This window comes from Actinoallomurus soli, assembly GCF_024055715.1.
In the GTDB taxonomy this organism is placed as follows: domain Bacteria; phylum Actinomycetota; class Actinomycetes; order Streptosporangiales; family Streptosporangiaceae; genus Actinoallomurus; species Actinoallomurus soli.
In genome coordinates, this window is sequence record NZ_JAMXMV010000032.1 from 1 (window position 1) to 16584 (window position 16584).

Sequence of the window (16584 nt, forward strand, 5' to 3'; positions counted from 1 at the left end):
CAGGTCAAGTCCAAGGCACGCCCTCAAAGGACGGCCAGATCACTGGAGAGTCAACCCAGATCGCCGGGCACCGAGCCTGACAGCACTCCACCCACAAGCGCCACCCAAACACTCACAGATCACTGGCGCCTACCGCCCTTCTGGAGGCAGCGGACGCCGGTGATCTGTCAGTGTTCGGATGGCGCCCCGCCCGAAGCCGTGCTTTTCGGGTCTGTCCGGCTTGAAGGGGTGTTTAGGCGATCTGTTCCTCCAGTGGGTAATCGCCGGTCGTCCGCCGCGTAGCTTGGCGGATATGGCGACCTTCAGCGGTCGGAGGCGGTCTGGAGAGCGTGCGCGGGCGGTCTTCCGGCCGTCCGTCGGGGCGCTCGCCCTGATATCGAGCGTGGTGCTCATCGGCTGTGGGTCGTCGGGCGTGCGGACGACGGCGTACGGCCGGACGGCGAGTCCCTCGGCGGGCGCGCAGCGCCGGATCACGGTCCCGGGCTCCTTCGACGACTACACGCGGATGACCGGGCCGGACGCCGAACGGGTCATCCAGGCGATCCGCGACGCCCAGGCGAAGCAGAACGCGGCGTACGCCGCGAAGATGCGGATCGGCATCTACGAGCGGCGCGGGAACGCCCAGCAGCGGATCGCCTTCCTCGGGCTGGCGGCCGGCGACCATCCGGCCATCGCGAAGGAGCTCCGGGCCAACCCGCCGTCCTTCGAGGTGGACTCCGCCCTCGCGGCCATGCCGCTGACCGGTCCCAAGGACTACCCGCCGGGTCCGCTCGGCGGCGTGCTGCGCTGTGCGGTGGGAGCGCAGGGCGGCGCCGGCTGCGCGTGGGGCGACGGCGCCACCTTGGGCGTGGTCGCCGGGTCGGCCGCCTCGGCCGACGAGCTGGCGAAGACGGCGCTGGCCCTGCGCATGGCCGCCGAGCGCTGAGCGCCCGCCGGGCATGCCACCGGACCATCGCGTTGCGCCGGTCAGTAACCGGCGCCGGTGAGCATGCCGCCGTCGATGAGGACCTCGCTGCCGGTGCAGTAGCCGGACTCGTCCGAGGCGAGGAAGACCACCAGCCCCGGCACCTCCTCCGCCTTGCCCATCCGCTTGAGCGGCAGCGCGTTGAAGAACGCCTCGGCGCTGCTCGCGGTCGCCGCGACGACGTCCGGGTCCATGGCCATCGCGGTGAGGATGGCGCCCGGGTGGATGGAGTTGACCCGGATGCCGTACGGGCCGAGCTCGCGCGCCGCCGCCTTGGTCAGCCCACGGACGCCGAACTTGCTGGCGCTGTACGCGGCCAGCCCGGCGGCGCCGATGAAGCCCTCGGTCGAGGAGACGTTCACGATCGACCCGCCGCCGGCCGCCCGCATCGGCCCGATGACCGACTTGACGCCCAGCCACTGCCCGATGAGGTTGACCTCGATGATCCGGGTGCACTCCTCCAGGGTCATGTCCTCGATCGACCGGTGCTTGATGATCCCGGCGTTGTTCACCAGTACGGTGAGGCCGCCGAAGGCGGTCACGGCGGCCTCGACGGCTTTCCGCCAGTCGTCGGGCCGGGTGACGTCCATCGGCACGAAGCGCGCCGCGTCACCGAGTTCGGCGGCGAGCCTGCCGCCCTCCTCCTCCAGGACGTCGCCGAAGACCACCCTGGCGCCCTCGGCGACGAAGCGCCTCACGTGCGCCCTGCCCATGCCGCGCGCGCCGCCGGTGATCAGCGCGACCTTGCCGTCCAGCCTGCCCATCACACCTCACGCTCCCGTCGCTGGTCGCGGACCTTGGCGGCCGCGACCGCCGTGGCCGCCGCCTCGATGCTCCGATAGGTCGGTACGCCCGCCGAGCGGGCGATCGCCCGCAGCTCGTCCTCGACGCCGGGCGGTGCGTACTCGGCGTTGCGCAGTACGAGGGCCACCCTCGTCCCGGTCAGCCCGCGCTGCAGCTCCCCGACCGCGTGCGCGTACGCGAGCAGCGGGTCCGCGCTGTCGCCGAACGTGAAGAAGCTCTGCACGTTCACGTGGGTCAGCACGTCCGGGTACGGCCGCCGCGCGGCCCGCTGGATCGCCGTGACGACCCGCCCGACGAGGTCCGGTCTGCCGCGCGGGCCCACCGGGATCTCCAGGGGGTTGCCGGGGACGGCGCCGACCGGCAGGCCGAGGTCCACGCCGGGCAGCGGGGCCAGCCGCAGCCCGGCGCGGTCGAGGGCGTCGGCGGCGAGCACGCCGGCCCCGCCGCTCGGCCCGACGACGAGGACGTCGGCGGACGCGGGCACGTCCCGTCCGGCGTGCAGGTCGAGGAGGTCGAGCGCGCCGATCAGGTCGTCCTGGGCGGTGACCAGCGGCAGCCCGGTCTGCCGGGCGAGCGCCGTCCAGATCCGGGCGTCGCCGACCATCGCGCCGGTGTGCGACACGGCGGCCCGGTGGCCCTGCGCCGAACGGCCTCCGACGAGGGCGACGACCGGCTTGGTCACCGCCCGCAGGGCCTCGAACAGCGCCCTGCCGTCCCGTGGGTCCTCCAGGTACAGGCCGATCACCGAGGTCCCATCGTCGTCGGCGAGATGACGCAGCAGCTCGGCCGGTCCGACGTCGGCGCTGTTGCCGACCGTGGCCACCTTGGAGAAGGCCAGGCCCCGGCGTTCGCCGACCCGGACGACCTCTCCGGCCAGGCCGCCGCTCTGCGAGATCAGCGCGATCCGCCCAGGCGGCCCCGGCCGCCCGCCGATGAACGTCTGGCCGCCCGCCGGGGCGTACACCCCCATGCAGTTGGGACCCAGCAGCCGTACGCCCGCCTCGCGGGCGGCGGCGACGAGGTCCTCCTCCAGGTCCGCCGCGCCCGTCTCACGGAAGCCGCCGCTCATCACCTGGACGAACGGGACGCCGCGGGCCTCGCGCACGACGTCCGGGCAGCGCTCGGCGGGGACGGCGACCAGCGCGTAGTCGACGCCGGCGCCCGCGAGGGAGGGCACGCAGGGCACCCCGTCGATCTCGCCGGCGGTCGGATGGACGGCCACGAGCCGGCCGGAGTATCCGGCCGCGCGGTAGAAGGCGAGGAACATGTTGCCGAAGTTCGGCCGCTTGGCGGAGGCGCCCACGACCGCGACGCCGCGCGGCGCGAACAGCCGGGTGAAGTCCTGCGGCCCGTTCCCCGGTCCCCGCCGTCCGGCCCGCTCGGCGGGCGACGGGCGCGGCGGGCGGCCGCCCTCGGCCGTCTCGGCCGTCTCGGCGGGAGAGGGGCCCGGCAGCCGGGTGTCCCCGGCCTGCCAGGCGGAGAACGGGCGCGGCAGGCGGGCGTCGGCTGTGGGAGGGGACGGGCGCAGGAGGCGGGCGTCGACCGCGACCGCGCCCTCGGGCGTGCAGATCACCGGGTTCAGCTCGAACTCCGTGAACCCGTCGCCCAGGCTCTCGACCACGCCGCCGGGGCCGCCGACCGCGAGCAGCACCTTGACGAGGGCGTCCCGGTCGGCCGCCGGTGAGCCGCGGAGGCCGTCGAGCAGGGCGGCGCCGCGCAGCTCCGCGAGCATGTCCCGTGCGTCGTCCTCGGTGATGGGGCACAGCCGCAGGGCGGTGTCGCGGAGCACCTCGGTCCAGACCCCGCCGAGGCCGGCCAGGATCACCGGCCCGAACGACGGGTCGCGCACCGCGCCGACGATCACCTCCACGCCCGGCGGCGCCTGCTCCTCGACGAGGTAGCCCTCGATCGCGACGCCCGAGGCGACCAGCGCCGTCCGGATGTCGGCCGCGGCCCGCGCGGCCTCGACCGGTGAGCCGAGCCCCAGCCGCACGGCCCCGGCGTCGCTCTTGTGCACCAGCCCGGGGCCGTACGCCTTGACGACGAGCGGCGGGGTCAGCCCGCTCGCCGTGGCGGCGACGTCCTCCGCGGCCGGGGTGGTCGCGCCGCGCGGCACCGCGATCCCGAACCCGGACACCAGGTCCTTGACGACGTGCTCGGCGACCACGCCGGGTCGTTCGGGGTGCGTCACGGCCGCTCCAGGAGGTCGGCGTAGCGGGTGCGGATCTCACGGCGCAGCAGCTTGCCCGGGCCGCCGGAGGCGTCCTGGGTGTGCGGCAGTTCGTCCGCCACGACCACGAGGTCGGGCGTCTGGTGGGCGGGCAGCCGGGCGGCGAGCCGGGCCCTCAGGTCCCCTGGGTCGAGGCTCGCCCCGGCCCGGGGGACGACCGCCACCAGGACGCGCTGCTCGACCGCGTCCTCGCCCTCCGGTTGCGCCGGGACTCCCACGACGCCCGCCTCGGCCACGCCGTCCAGCTCGAGGGCCGCGTCCTCCAGGCCGCTCGGCTGGGACCACACGCCGCACTTGAGGATGGCGTCCTCGCGCCGGCCGAGCACGGTCAGGAAGCCGTCGTCGTCGACGATGCCGAGGTCTCCGCCGACGTACCAGCCGTCGCGCAGCACCTGCGTGGTCTTCTCCGGCAGCCTGTCGTAGCCCTGCATGAGGTTCGGCCCGGTCAGGTTGATCTCGCCGACCCGGTTCACGATCCGCTCGCCGTCGGGGCCGGTCACCCGGACCGCCGTGGACGTACGGGCCCGGCCGACGGAGGCGATGTCCTGGCTGCCGTCGTCCTGGCGGCCGATGCAGGTGTACGGCGCCTCGGTCTGGCCGTAGTAGCTGAAGATCGCCGCACCGGGCAGCCGCTTCATGATCTTCTCCCGGAGGGAGGGGAGCAGCGGCTCGCCGCCGAGGACGATCGCGCGCAGCGACGACAGGTCCACGTCGGTGTGCTCGTCCGAGCCGAGCAGGGCCGAGAAGAAGCTGGGGATCAGGCTGACGTGGGTGACGCGCTCGCGCGGCACGACCGTGAGGAAGTTGGCCGGGCCCCAGTCCTGTTCGAGCACCAGCCGCATGCCCGCGTAGAACGCCGGGCCGACCAGCGCCGGGAAGCCGATGCCCCAGATGATCGCGCCGGTGCCCATCACCGAGTCGGCGCCGTGCGGGATGTCCAGCCAGATCTGCGCGGACGCCAGGCTGGAGGCGTGGGTGTGCCGGACCGCCTTCGGCAGGCCGGTCGTGCCCGACGTGTAGAACAGGGCCATCAGGTCGTCGCCGTGCCCGCCCAGGGGCGGCTCGTCCTCCGCCGCCGCGGCGGCCGGCGTGTCCAGGTCGACGGCGTCCTCGGCGGGTCCGCCGACCCGCAGCCACAGCCGCACGCCCGGCAGCCTCGGCCGCACGGCCGCGACGAGCCTCTCGACGCTCGCGTCGTACACGAAGGCGGTGCACCCGGAGTGCTCGACGACCCGGGCGAGCGTGTCCTCCGGCCAGTAGGGGTTCAGCGCGCAGACCACCGAGCCCAGCTTCATCTGCGCGAGGTAGACCTCGGCGACGTTGAGCGTCTCGTTCAGCAGGGAGGCGACGCGCTGCCCGGGGCGGATCCCCGCCTCCAGCAGCGCGTGCGCCACCCGGTTGACCCTCCTGTTCAGCGCGTCATAGGTGACGTTCGTCCGGCCGCAGTAGGTCAGCGCCACCTTGTCGGGGGTGCGCAGCGCGCCGGCGGTGAGGATCGCGTGCCCGTAGTTGCCGAATGGTGATCGCGCCACTGGCGTCTCCTGGTGCGGGGAGGGGATCGGGTTCGGGCGGTCAGCGGGGCGCGTAGACGACGAGGGGGTTGCCGTCCGGGTCGCACAGCACGGCGCGCGTCTCGTGCGGTCCCTCGTCCGGGCCGCCGACGAGCCGCGCGCCGGCCGCGGTGAGCCGCTCCACGGCTTCCGGGACGTCGGGGACCTTGAACGAGGCGGCCGGGCGCCCGCCGGTGACGTCCTCGGCCGGTCCGGCCAGCGCGAACGTCGTGCCGCCCGCGTCCAGCGCGGCGAACCGGCCGCCGTCGGTGAACTTCACGGCGAGCCCGAGGCCGTCGCGGTAGAAGGCGACGGCCCGATCGACGTCGCGCACCGGATACAGGACGTTGCCGATCTTCACGCTGGCCTCCAGTTGGGGATGCGGCCGAATCCGGGGAGGTCGTCGAAGCGGACCCGTACGGGCATGCCGATCCGCACGTCCTCCGGGGCGATGTCGCCGACGACGCTGCCGAACGCCCGGACGCCCTCCTCCAGGTCGATCCAGGCGATGACGTACGGGACCTCGAACCCCGGCAGGAACGCGCGGTGGACGACGCTGAACGTGTGCACGCTGCCGCGCCCGGACACCGCCTCGTACGGCAGGTCCGTGCCGCCGCAGTACGGGCAGGCGGGCTCGGGAAGGTGGACGCGGCGGCCGCAGTCGCGGCAGCGCTGAACGGTGAGCTCACCGCGCTGGCACGCCTCCCAGTAGGGCGCGGTCAGCGCGCTCGGCCGGGGCAGCGGGCGCGGGTCCATCGAATGCCAAGCTAGCGTACGCTTGGTTGGCGGGCAAGAGATGGTGATCTTGTGCTTCCGGCCCGCTTTGACGGCGGCCACTACGATTGTCCGGCGAGGGGAACGTTAACGCTGGGAAAAACGGGGCCGATGCGTAACAAGAGACTCTGGCTGATCATCGTCGCCGCCGCCGCCGTGGTGGTGGTTCTGGGTGCCGCGGGCGGTGGAGCGTACGTCCTGCTGCGCACCAAGGGGAGCCCACGGCAGACGGCGGAGGACTTCCTGGCCGGCTGGCGGCACGGGGACCTCGCGGCGATGCGGGCCGCGACCGTCACGCCGCCGGCCGACTTCGACCGGTACTACCAGGGTCTGCGCACCGATCTCGGCGCCACGAAGGTCGACGTCTCACTCGGCGCCGTGACCCACCATGGGAAGCGGGCGACCGCGCCCTTCACGGCGGTGCTCACCCTGCCGGCCGGGGTCTGGAGGTACCAGGGGAGCCTGCGCCTGGTGACCAGCGACCGTAAGTGGAAGGTCGCCTGGGCCCCGGAGTCCGTCCACCCCGACCTGCACGCCGGCCAGCACTTCACGACTTCGGCCAAGTGGCTCAAACGCGGCAGCGTCCTCGCCGCCGACGGCACGCCCATCGACGGACCCGACGTGTCCGGCTCGGTCCAGCAGCTGGTCGGGACCACCGCGCCGCTGACTGACAAGCAGGCCAAGAAGCTCGGCACGCCGTACGTCAAGGGGGACGTCGTCGGGCAGTTCGGCATCCAGCAGCGGTACGACAAGCGGCTGGCCGGCACGCCCACCACGACCATCTCGACCGCCGACGCGTCCGGGCACACCGTGAAGGCCGTCGGCGGCTTCACCGGCAAGCCCGGCCAGAACGTCAGGACGAGCCTCGATCTGCACGTGCAGCGCGCGATGTCCAGCGCGCTCCAGGGCCAGGGCAAGCCGACGTCCATGGTGGCGATCCGCCCCGCGACCGGACAGATCCTCGCGGTCGGCAACATCCCGGGCGGCTTCGACCGCGCGCTGCAGGGCACCTACCCGCCCGGCTCCACCTTCAAGGTCGTCACGGCGTACGCGCTGCTGCAGGCCGGGCTCAGCCCCTCGTCCTCCGTCCAGTGCCCCAAGACCGCCAACGTCGGCGGGCAGGTGATCCACAACTCCGAGGGCGAGGGCGGCGCCGCCAAGATGACGTTCAAGGACGCGCTAGCGGAGTCCTGCAACACCGCGTTCGCGCTGCAGACCCAGAAGCTGCTCAGCGTCTCGAAGCTGTCGAGCGCGGCGAACGCGCTCGGCTTCAACCAGAAGATCGATCCCGGCGTCACCGCCACGGCCGGCAGCTTCCCCACGCCCACCAGCGACGCGGAGAAGGCGGTCGCCGGCTTCGGCCAGGGCCGGGACCTGGCCAACGCCCTCAGCATCGCCGGGGTCGCGGCCGGGGTCGCGGACGGCACCTGGCGGCCGCCGGTGTTCGTCACCGAGCCGCAGGTGCCGCAGAAGGCCAAGCCCGGCCGGCTCGACCCGACGGCGAGGGATCGGCTGGAGGGGATGATGCGGGCCGTGGTGACCTCCGGCACCGCCAAGCCGGCCGGGCTGCCGTCCGGGACGGCGGGCAAGACCGGCACGGCGGAGTACGGCTCGGCGCAGAACGGCAAGATGCCGCCGACACACGCCTGGTTCATGGGCTTCCGCGGCGACGTGGCGTTCGCCGTCGTCGTCGAGGGCGGCGGCTTCGGCGCCAAGGCCGCCGCGCCCATCGCCGCCCGCTTCCTGAAGGCCCTGTAGGCGACCGGCGCTGACGGCCGGGACCCGGCCGGCCGAGCCCCGGCCGACCGGGACTCGGCCGACCAGGGCCCCGGACGGCCGGAGGCCGGACGGACGGGCTCTGACGTCCGGGGTCCAGGCGCCCGAGGCTTTGACGGACGGGCTCAGGCGGCGGCGAGCGCGCGGCGCGACAGGCGGTCCGCGCGCCGGGTGCTCTCCGGCAGGCGGTAGCGCGGCGTCAGCCGCAGCGTGACGGCGCACGCGGTGTCCAGGTCGACGCGGTGACCGACGGAGACGAACACCGGGCGGACGCCCGTCTGCGTGCGCAACGCGCGGCCGACCACCTCGCCGTCCTCCGTGACGGCGCTCCAGGACCCGCGGTCGGTGCCGGGCTCGTCGTACGCGCCGACCAGCCGCGTCTTGCCGACGCCGATCGCCGGCAGGCCCGTCAGCACGCCCAGGTGGCAGGCCAGGCCGAACCGTTTCGGGTGCGCGAGCCCGTGGCCGTCGCAGATCAGCAGGTCCGGGGTGACACTGAGCCGCCGCAGCCCCGTGATCAGCGCCGGCAGCTCGCGGAACGCGAATAGCCCCGGCACGTAGGGGAAGGTGGGCCGGTCGAGGACGACGGTCTCCTCGACCACCTCGAGACGGTCCAGGTCGAGGACGACGACGGCCGCGGCCAGCCGGTCCTCGGCGTACGCGACGTCGAGTCCGGCGACGGTCCGCACGGACGGCGGGTCCGCGCAGAGGAGGTCGACGCGGGAGCGCAGCCGGTCCTGTACGGCTTCGGCCTCACGGACGGTGGCCGGCCACGGGGGGAGATCCGGTACTTCCACGAGGGATCACGCTACCGGCATCCGGCCGGTCGGCCGATCGGGCTACCCAAGCAAGTGCTCGCTCGCTTATCGTTGCGGCATGTCGATCACCCTCGCCGAGCTCGCCGAGCCGGGAGGACACGCCGCCGTCCTGGTGATGGAGATGCAGCGGGGCGTCGTCGGCGATCTGACCGGCTTCCCCGCCCTCGCCGGCGCCTGCGCCGCCGGCGACGTGATCCGCAACGCCGCGCGGGTCGCCGCCGCGGCGCGGGCCGTCGGCGTCCCGGTCGTGCAGTGCACCGCGGCGTTCCGCGCCGACCGGGCCGGCAGCCACACCGACAACGCGCCGTTCGTCCGCAGGCTGCTGCGCGACCCGGCGCACATGCTGGAGGGGACCCCGGCGATCGAGGTCGTGCCGGAGCTGTCCGGCCCGGCGGACCTGGAGTCGCGGCGCTACCACGGCTTCTCGCCGTTCACCGGCACGTCCCTGGACCAGACCCTGCGCTCCCTCGGCGTCCGCACCGTCGTCGCCGTCGGGGTCTCGCTCAACCTCGGCGTCCCGGGTCTGTGCCTGGAGGCCGTGAACCTCGGCTACCGGGTCGTGGCGGTCACCGACGCGATGGCGGGCGTGCCCGCCGACTACGCCGACGCCGTCCTGACCCACACGGTCGCCCTGCTCGCCGCCCGCGCCACGGCCGACGAGCTCGTACGAGCCTGGAAGACCGTCTAGGAGGCCGGATGGACGGGTTGTCGCTCGCCGGGCGCACCGCGCTGGTGACCGGAGGCGCCGGCGGGATCGGCACGGCGATCTGCGCCGACCTCGCGGGGCTGGGCGCCCGCGTCGTCGTCGCCGACCTCGACGAGGAGGCCGCCCGCGCGACCGCCGCCGGCCTCCCGGACGCCGTCGCCGAGCGGGTCGACCTGGCCGACCCGGCCAGCATCGACGACCTGGCGGCCCGCGCCGGCCGGGTCGACGTCCTCGTGAACAACGCCGGGGTCGGCATCGTCGAGCCGTTCGTCGACAGCGACCCGGCGTCCTGGGACCTCATGTGGCGGATCAACCTGCGCGCCCCGATGTACCTCACGCGCCTGCTGCTGCCGGGCATGCGCGGCTGGGGGCGGCTGGTGTTCATCTCCTCCGACGGCGCGCGGGCGGGCTCGGGCGGCGAGGGGGCGTACGCCGCGACGAAGGCGGGGCTGTTCGGGCTGGCCAAGACCCTGGCGCGCGAGGCCGCCCGGCAGGGCGTCACCAGCAACGTGGTCTGCCCCGGCCCGACCGACACCCCGATGCAGCGCGCGGTCGCCGAACGCCACCCCGGCCTGGTGGACAAGCTCGCCCGGGGGATCCCGCTGCGCCGCATCGGACGGCCCGACGACGTGGCGGGCCTGGTGGCGTTCCTCTGCACCGACCGGGCCGGCTACATCACCGGCCAGACCCTGTCCGTCAGCGGCGGCATCACCATGTGCTGACGTGGACCGCTCACAGACTCCCGTACGCCGCCTCGAGCAGGCGGTAGGCGCGGACGCCGCCGGAGACCTCGTCGCCCATGCGGTTCGGGATGTAGGCGACGGTCAGGCCGCTCTCGATGTCGCCGAGGCTGATCGAGCCGCCCAGGCCCGTGTGCCCGAACGCCGAGTCCCAGCCGGCCTTGGGCGTGAGGAACACCAGCGACGGCCGCATGAAGCCCAGGCCGAAGGAGCTGTCGATGTACATGACGCGGTCCGGTCCGGCGACCCGGCGGACGACGGCGTCGCGCAGCGTCGTACGGGAGACGATCCGGCCGGCCAGCAGGTCGCGGTAGAAGCCGGCGAGCGCGCGGGCGGTCGTCACCATGCCGAGCGCGGGCCAGCCGGCCCGCAGCATCTCGGGGTTGTTGTTGCCGCCGGGCAGGCGGTTGATGTCGGGGTTGCCGAACGTCCGGTTCAGCAGGCTGTCCGGGTCGCGGAACCCGGCCATCATCTTGGCGAGCGGGTCGTTCGGGTTCATGGGGCGGGGCACCTCCCCGGTCGCGCTCGGCCCGCCCTTGCGCTCCGAGGCGCCCTTGTCGACCTTACGGCCCGCGCTGAGCCGCGCGGTGCGCGCGATGACGTCGTCGGGCGCGCCGACGTGCAGGTCCAGGTCGAGCGGTCCGGCGATCTCGTCGCGCACGAACGCACCGACCGTGCGGCCCGAGCAGCGGCGGACGATCTCCCCGGCCAGCCAGCCGTACGTCAGCGCGTGATACCCGTGGGCGGTGCCGGGCTTCCACTCCGGCGCCTGCGCCGCCAGCAGCGCCGCCACCGCGGCCGGGTCGTGGGCCTCGGCGACCGGGACGTCCCGAGCCAGCGCGGGCAGTCCCACCTGGTGCGACAGCAGGTGCTCGGCGGTCGCGTGCTCCTTTCCGGCGGCGCCGAACTCCGGCCACCACGACGTCACCGGGGCCTGCAGGTCGTACAGGCCGCGCTCGGCGAGCAGGAGGGCCGCCGTGCCGGTCACCGCCTTGGTGCAGGAGAAGGCCAGGCAGGTCGTGTCGCGCTCCCACGGCCGGCCCGACCTGCGGTCCGCGACGCCGCCCCAGAGGTCCACGACGCACCGGTCGCCCGCGAAGACCGCCACGGCGGCGCCGAACTCCTCACCTCGCTCGAAGCCGTCGGTGAACGCCGTACGTACCGCCTCGAACGCCGGATCGCAGTGACCTTCGATCATGTACCTGACTCCTGGAGGGGACCGGAATTGTGAGCGAGTCTAATTGGGGCCGGTGGGGAGCGGACGACGAACGAGGCGCGCTCAACCTCCTCACTCCCGAGGTCGTGCGCACCGCCGTGGCCTGCGTCCGCGAGGGCCGGCCGCTGAGCCTGTCGCTGCCGATCCGCGGTGCGACGTCGTCCCCCGCGCCGACCACCGTCCCGCACCTGCGCGGACGCCCGCTGCCCCAGCACTTCATGTCCGTCGACGCGGGCGACTACGCCGCGGGCGCCCGGCCGATCGGCGCGGGACTGCGGATGGCCGACGACGCCATCGTGGTCACCCCGCACGGGACCACGACCCACATGGACGCGCTGTGCCACATGTGGACCGGCGACGAGCTGTACAACGGGCACCCCGCCGGGCGGGTGCGCTCGTACGGCGCGACGCGGTGCGGCATCGACAAGGCGGGTCCGGTCGTCGGTCGCGGAGTGCTGTTCGACGTCCCACGGCTCAGGGGCGTCCGTCACCTGGCGGCCGGGGACCGCGTCTCCGCGGAGGACCTGGCGGCGTGCGGGGTGGAGGTCCGCCCCGGCGACATCGCCGTCATCCGTACGGGCTGGCCGCTGACCTGGCAGGACTCCCCGGAGGCGTACTGGGCCGGGCAGCCGGGCCTGTCGGCCGGCGGCGGGCGCTGGCTGGCGGAGCGGGACGTCGCGATGGTGGCGTGCGACAACGCCGCGATCGGCGGGCTCAACGAGCACCAACTCGCCGACGAGGACCTCGGCGACGACCTTCATCTGCTCTTCCTGTGGCGGCACGGGATCCACCTGGCCGAGATGCTGTGGCTGGAGGAGCTCGCCGCGACCGGCCGTACGGACTTCCTGTTCGTGGCGGCCCCGCTGGTCATCGAGGGCGGCACCGCCAGCCCGATCAACCCCCTGGCGATCCTGTGACCGTCGAGATCACGCCAGGTAGCCACCGTCGATGTCGAGGACGGCGCCGGTGATGAAAGAGGCGTTCGGACCGGCCAGGAAGGCGATGCCCGCCGCGATCTCCTCCGGAGTGCCGAAGCGTCCCATCGCGTTGGCGGCACGCTGGACGTCCGCGAAAGGACCGTGCGGCGGGTTCATGTCGGTGGCCACCGAGCCGGGTTGGACGACGTTGACCGTGATACCGCGTGGTCCGAGGTCGCGGGCGGCTCCCTTCGTGTAGCCGACGATGGCGGCCTTGGTGGCGACGTAGTCCGCCACGCCCGGGAACCCTGGCCGGGTGGCCTGCATGGAGCCGACGGTGATGATGCGGCCGTCGTCCCGCAGGACGACGGCGGCGGCCCGGATGGCGGAGGTGACGCCGCCGAGGTTGACGGCCAGCTGCCGGTCGAGGGCGGCCAGGTCGGCCTCGGCGTCGTCGACTCTGCCGGTGACGAATACCGCGGCGTTGTTGACCAGGATGTCGAGCCGGCCGAAGTCGGCGGCCACGCGGTGCACCAGGTCGGCGACCTCGTGCGGGTCGCTCTGGTCGGCGCGGTGGGCGGCGGCGCGCCCGCCCGCGCGCTCGATGGCGGTGACCACGTCGTCGGCCTTGGCGGCGGAGGCGGTGTAGCTGATCGCCACCGCGGCGCCGCCGGCCGCGAGCGCCCGTGCGGTCACCGCGCCGATGCCGCGCGATCCGCCGGTGACCAGGGCGACCTTGCCGTTCAACGGCCGTTCCGTCGTATCCATGGGTGATCTGTCTCCTCTTGTGATCGCCGGTGACGGGCCTCAGCGCCGGGCGGCGGGTTGCTCAGGGGCGGGTGCGGCGACGGGACGGCGGTCGCGTCGTAGCGAGTAGAGCGCGATGAGCAGGCCCGCGACGGTGAGAGCGGCGGCGACGGGGTAGATCGAAGCCGGTCCGGGGCCGTCGATGAGCCGTCCGCCGAGCCAGCCGGCGAACGCGGCGGCGAGCTGGAAGCCGGAGGCGTTGACGGCGATGGCGAGGGTGGGGGCGGCCTGGGCGGTGGTCAGCACCCGCGTCTGCATGCCCGGGATGATGGCGAAGGCCAGGACGCCCAGCACGAACCACAGCACCGCGGCGGAGACCTGCTGGCCACTGGCCGGCCCGCCGATAGCGAGCACGCCCGCCAAGGCGGTCAGCAGACCGGCCAGCGAAGGCATGAGTGCCCTGTCGGCCAGCCATCCGCCCAGCGCGTTGCCGATGACGGCGCCGGTTCCGTACACCAGCAGCAGCACCGGCACCGCCTCCTCGGAGAACCCGCTGACGTCGGTGGCCAGTGGCGCCAGGAAGCTGAAGACGGTGACGACCCCGAGGTTCCCCGCCGCGGTCAGGGCGATGGCCAGGATGACGTCCCGTCCGGTGAACACGCGCAGCTCGCCCGCCAGCGAGCGGACGGTCGGGGCGGGCCGGTCGGGGACCGACCGCACCACCAGGGCCAGGGCGGCGGCGCTGAACGCGGCCACCGCGGCGAAGGTCGCCCGCCAGCCGAGGTCGTGGCCGATGAACGTGCCCAGCGGTGTGCCGGCGACGATCCCGAGGTTCATGCCCAGCGTCAACCGCGCCACGGTGGAGGCCTGCCTGCCCGCGGGTGCGGTCGAGACGGCGATGGAGATCGCGACGGCGAAGAAGGTGGCCACCACCAGACCGGCGACGAAGCGCGCGGCCAGCAGGATCGGGTAGCTGGGCGCGAGGGCCGAGGCGGCGTTACCGGCGATGGAGGTGGCGATGAGCCCGGCGACGAGGGGGCGGCGGGGCAGTCGCGCGGTCAGCGTGGTGATCACCGGCCCTCCGATGATCATGCCGAGGGCGTAGGCGCTGACCAGCAGCCCCGCCGCCGGAACGGACACCGACAACTCGTGTGACACGTCCGGCAGGATCCCCGCGATGACGAACTCCCCGGTGGTCAGGCCGAAGACCACCAGCATGAGAGAGAAGACCGGAAGCGGCACGGCATCGCCCCAAAGTAGTTCGAGCTGTTGTATTTCGAGTCATAACTATCATGACTCGAAACAGTTCGACTAGACTGACGCCATGGCGGAGCGACGTGACGCGGCGGCGGACCCGGTGACGGACGGGCAGATCGACCGGGACGTGTGCAAGCTGATCCACCGGTTCACCCAGAAGCTGGACGTCCATGTACGCGCCGTCGCCGACGAGCTGGGGCTGACCCCCACCCAGGTGATCGCGCTGCGAGAGCTGTCGGACCCGATCACCGCGCGGGAGCTGGCCAAGCGGATGGTCTGCGAGGCTTCCAACGCCACATTCGTTCTCGACCGGCTGGAACAGCAGGGTCTGATCGAGCGGCGGCCGCACCCGACCGATCGGCGCGCCAAGCAGATCGTGCTCACGCCCGCGGGCGACCGCTACCGGAGCGACGTTCTGCAACGCCTGAACGCCCACTCGCCGCTGGCCGCCCTCGGCCCCACGCAACAGGAGACCCTGCGCGACCTGCTCCAGGCCCTCGTCACCTGACCACGGCGGCCGACCTGCTCCAAGGACGGTCAGTGGCCCGGGTAGCCGCCTCCGCCGTACTCGGCGTCGAGCGCGTCGTAGTCCGGCGTGTGGCCCTTCTTCGGGATCGAGGCGGCGAACTCCACGTGCCGCGGCTTCTTATACGAGGCGATCCGCGACCGTACGTGCTCGACGACCTCCTCCCGCGTCAGCGCCGCGCCGTCCTTCGGGACCACGATCGCCTTGACGTTCTGGCCCCACTCGGGGTCGGGCACGCCGATCACGGCCGCGTCCGCGACGCCCTCGTGGTCCTTGAGCGCGCGCTCGACCTCGGCGGGGTAGATGTTCTCGTTCGCCGACTTGATCATCCGCAGTCTCGGGCCGATGAACGTGAGGGTGCCGTCCGGCTCGCGGCGGCCGAGGTCGCCGGTGTGGTGCCAGCCGCCCGCCGTCTTCGCCGCGTTCAGCGCGGGCCGGTTCCAGTAGCCGCTGAAGACCGTCGCGCCCCGCGCGCAGATCTCACCGGTCTCGCCCGGCGGGACCTCGTCCCCCGCCGGGTCCAGGATCCGCACGTGGGCGAGCGGGGACGGCCGGCCGGCGTACCCCCGCCCGCCGGGCGCCAGGCCGAGGAACGTCAGCATGCCGCCCACCTCGGTCTGGCCGTACCCGCCCATCCTCGACGCGCACCACGGGCTGTCGTCCACCGTGATCATGGCGTCCCACGCGGGGGAGTGGGAGACGAAGCGCAGGGAGGACAGGTCGTACGTGCCGCCGGCGTTCGCCTCGACGAGCTGGTCGATCATCGGCCCGAACAGGAACGCCTGCGTGCAGCGCTCGGCCTCGACGAGCCGGCAGACCTCCTTCGGGTCGTACGCGGGCGTGAAGACGTTGGTGCCGCCGAGCTGGAAGGTCGCCAGGCAGAACATCATCGTCCCGACGTGGAACAGCGGCCCGCAGTTCAGGTAGGTGAAGCCGTCCTCCATCCGCCGGATGTGCAGCAGCGTCATCGCGTGCGCGACCAGTGCCGCGTGGCTCAGCAGCGCCGCCGCGGGCCGCCCGTCGAACGCCGCCGTGTAGAGGGCGAGCACCGGCAGGTCGGGCGTCACCGCGACGGCCGGCTCGTCCGGCGCCCCCGCGGCGGCGTACGCCTCGTACTCCTCGCCCGCGGCGATCCAGCGCGCCGGAGCCGTCGTACGGGCGCGGGACTCCCCGGCCGCCTCGGACTCCTCGAACACGACGACGGCGGGCCGCAGGTCGTCCAGCACGAACGTCAGCTCGTCGGCGCTCTGCCGCCAGTTGGCCGGGCAGCAGATCGCGCCGAGCCGGGCGGCGGCCAGCAGCAGCTCCAGGATCCGGAAGGAGTTCCGGCCGAGCCACAGGACGCGCTCGCCGGGGCCGACCCCGTCGGCGGCGAGCGCGTTCGCGAGCCGGTTCACCCGCTCGTCGAGCCGCGGATAGGTCAGCCGGACGTCCGCGTCCACCACCGCCAGGCCGAGCGGCCGGCCGCGCCGGTGCTCGCCGAGGACGTCTCCGAGGGTCAACCCGTGTACGGACATCGCTCTCCTGTCGACGTTGGGACGTGCCGTGGGGAGGCCGGC

The 16584-nt window shown here is 73.6% G+C and carries 16 protein-coding genes; 6 read left to right on the plus strand and 10 right to left on the minus strand.

All coding sequences use genetic code 11. The features are described 5' to 3' along the window. The first annotated feature begins 382 nt into the window (after positions 1 to 382). The gene (locus NDW01_RS39205; RefSeq protein WP_252829564.1) at positions 383 to 925 is read left to right on the plus strand and encodes a hypothetical protein; all 543 of its coding nucleotides are present in this window, start codon (positions 383 to 385) and stop codon (positions 923 to 925) included. Between the two features lie 41 nt (positions 926 to 966). Here the strand turns inward: NDW01_RS39205 and NDW01_RS39210 are convergent, their stop codons facing one another. From NDW01_RS39210 to NDW01_RS39230, 5 genes are read right to left on the minus strand one after another with little or no spacing between them, the layout of a single operon-like run. After that, positions 967 to 1728 carry a glucose 1-dehydrogenase gene (locus NDW01_RS39210; protein WP_252829566.1) on the minus strand — a complete coding sequence of 254 codons (762 nt, stop codon included), beginning with the start codon at positions 1726 to 1728 and terminating at the stop codon, positions 967 to 969. Then, positions 1728 to 3959, minus strand: a complete 2232-nt coding sequence (locus NDW01_RS44120; protein ID WP_252829568.1) for an acetate--CoA ligase family protein — start codon at positions 3957 to 3959, stop codon at positions 1728 to 1730. Before NDW01_RS44120 ends, NDW01_RS39210 begins: the two co-directional genes overlap by 1 nt. Beyond that, entirely contained in the window at positions 3956 to 5530 is a 1575-nt protein-coding gene (locus NDW01_RS39220; protein ID WP_252829570.1) for a class I adenylate-forming enzyme family protein, read from the minus strand. The genes NDW01_RS44120 and NDW01_RS39220 overlap by 4 nt, the downstream gene beginning before the upstream one ends. A gap of 40 nt (positions 5531 to 5570) precedes the next feature. Further along, entirely contained in the window at positions 5571 to 5909 is a 339-nt protein-coding gene (locus NDW01_RS39225) for a VOC family protein (protein WP_308211870.1), read from the minus strand. Beyond that, complete coding sequence (locus tag NDW01_RS39230) at positions 5906 to 6304, minus strand: Zn-ribbon domain-containing OB-fold protein (protein WP_252829572.1); 399 nt, start codon at positions 6302 to 6304, stop codon at positions 5906 to 5908. Before NDW01_RS39230 ends, NDW01_RS39225 begins: the two co-directional genes overlap by 4 nt. Positions 6305 to 6433: 129 nt before the next feature. On the opposite strand from NDW01_RS39230, the gene NDW01_RS39235 reads away from it, so the two are divergent. Further along, entirely contained in the window at positions 6434 to 8080 is a 1647-nt protein-coding gene (locus tag NDW01_RS39235) for a penicillin-binding transpeptidase domain-containing protein (protein ID WP_252829574.1), read from the plus strand. A gap of 143 nt (positions 8081 to 8223) precedes the next feature. On the opposite strand, the gene nfi is transcribed toward NDW01_RS39235, so the two are convergent. Then, positions 8224 to 8895 (minus strand): deoxyribonuclease V, encoded by a 672-nt coding sequence (gene nfi, locus NDW01_RS39240; protein WP_252829577.1) that lies wholly within the window; start codon positions 8893 to 8895, stop codon positions 8224 to 8226. 79 nt (positions 8896 to 8974) lie between these two features. Between nfi and NDW01_RS39245 the strand changes: the two genes are divergently transcribed. Continuing rightward, the gene (locus NDW01_RS39245) at positions 8975 to 9604 is read left to right on the plus strand and encodes an isochorismatase family protein (RefSeq protein WP_252829579.1); all 630 of its coding nucleotides are present in this window, start codon (positions 8975 to 8977) and stop codon (positions 9602 to 9604) included. Positions 9605 to 9612: 8 nt separating this feature from the next. Then, on the plus strand, positions 9613 to 10344 hold the full coding sequence (locus tag NDW01_RS39250) for an SDR family NAD(P)-dependent oxidoreductase (RefSeq protein ID WP_252829582.1): 732 nt from the start codon (positions 9613 to 9615) through the stop codon (positions 10342 to 10344). Between the two features lie 10 nt (positions 10345 to 10354). Here the strand turns inward: NDW01_RS39250 and NDW01_RS39255 are convergent, their stop codons facing one another. Then, a complete protein-coding gene (locus NDW01_RS39255; RefSeq protein WP_252829583.1) occupies positions 10355 to 11560 on the minus strand; it encodes a serine hydrolase domain-containing protein in 1206 nt (401 codons plus the stop codon). A gap of 26 nt (positions 11561 to 11586) precedes the next feature. On the opposite strand from NDW01_RS39255, the gene NDW01_RS39260 reads away from it, so the two are divergent. Beyond that, a complete protein-coding gene (locus tag NDW01_RS39260) occupies positions 11587 to 12495 on the plus strand; it encodes a cyclase family protein (RefSeq protein ID WP_252829669.1) in 909 nt (302 codons plus the stop codon). A 9-nt stretch (positions 12496 to 12504) separates the two neighbouring features. Here the strand turns inward: NDW01_RS39260 and NDW01_RS39265 are convergent, their stop codons facing one another. Together NDW01_RS39265 and NDW01_RS39270 are read right to left on the minus strand one after the other, a co-directional pair. After that, on the minus strand, positions 12505 to 13263 hold the full coding sequence (locus NDW01_RS39265; protein WP_252829585.1) for an SDR family NAD(P)-dependent oxidoreductase: 759 nt from the start codon (positions 13261 to 13263) through the stop codon (positions 12505 to 12507). Between the two features lie 39 nt (positions 13264 to 13302). Next, complete coding sequence (locus tag NDW01_RS39270; protein ID WP_252829588.1) at positions 13303 to 14484, minus strand: MFS transporter; 1182 nt, start codon at positions 14482 to 14484, stop codon at positions 13303 to 13305. Positions 14485 to 14566: 82 nt separating this feature from the next. Here NDW01_RS39270 and NDW01_RS39275 point away from each other — a divergent pair, with 82 nt between their 5' ends. Beyond that, a complete protein-coding gene (locus NDW01_RS39275; RefSeq protein WP_252829590.1) occupies positions 14567 to 15007 on the plus strand; it encodes a MarR family winged helix-turn-helix transcriptional regulator in 441 nt (146 codons plus the stop codon). 29 nt (positions 15008 to 15036) lie between these two features. On the opposite strand, the gene NDW01_RS39280 is transcribed toward NDW01_RS39275, so the two are convergent. Then, positions 15037 to 16542: an AMP-binding protein gene (locus tag NDW01_RS39280; RefSeq protein WP_252829592.1), complete on the minus strand. Its 1506-nt coding sequence runs from the start codon at positions 16540 to 16542 to the stop codon at positions 15037 to 15039. Positions 16543 to 16584: the final 42 nt, after the last annotated feature.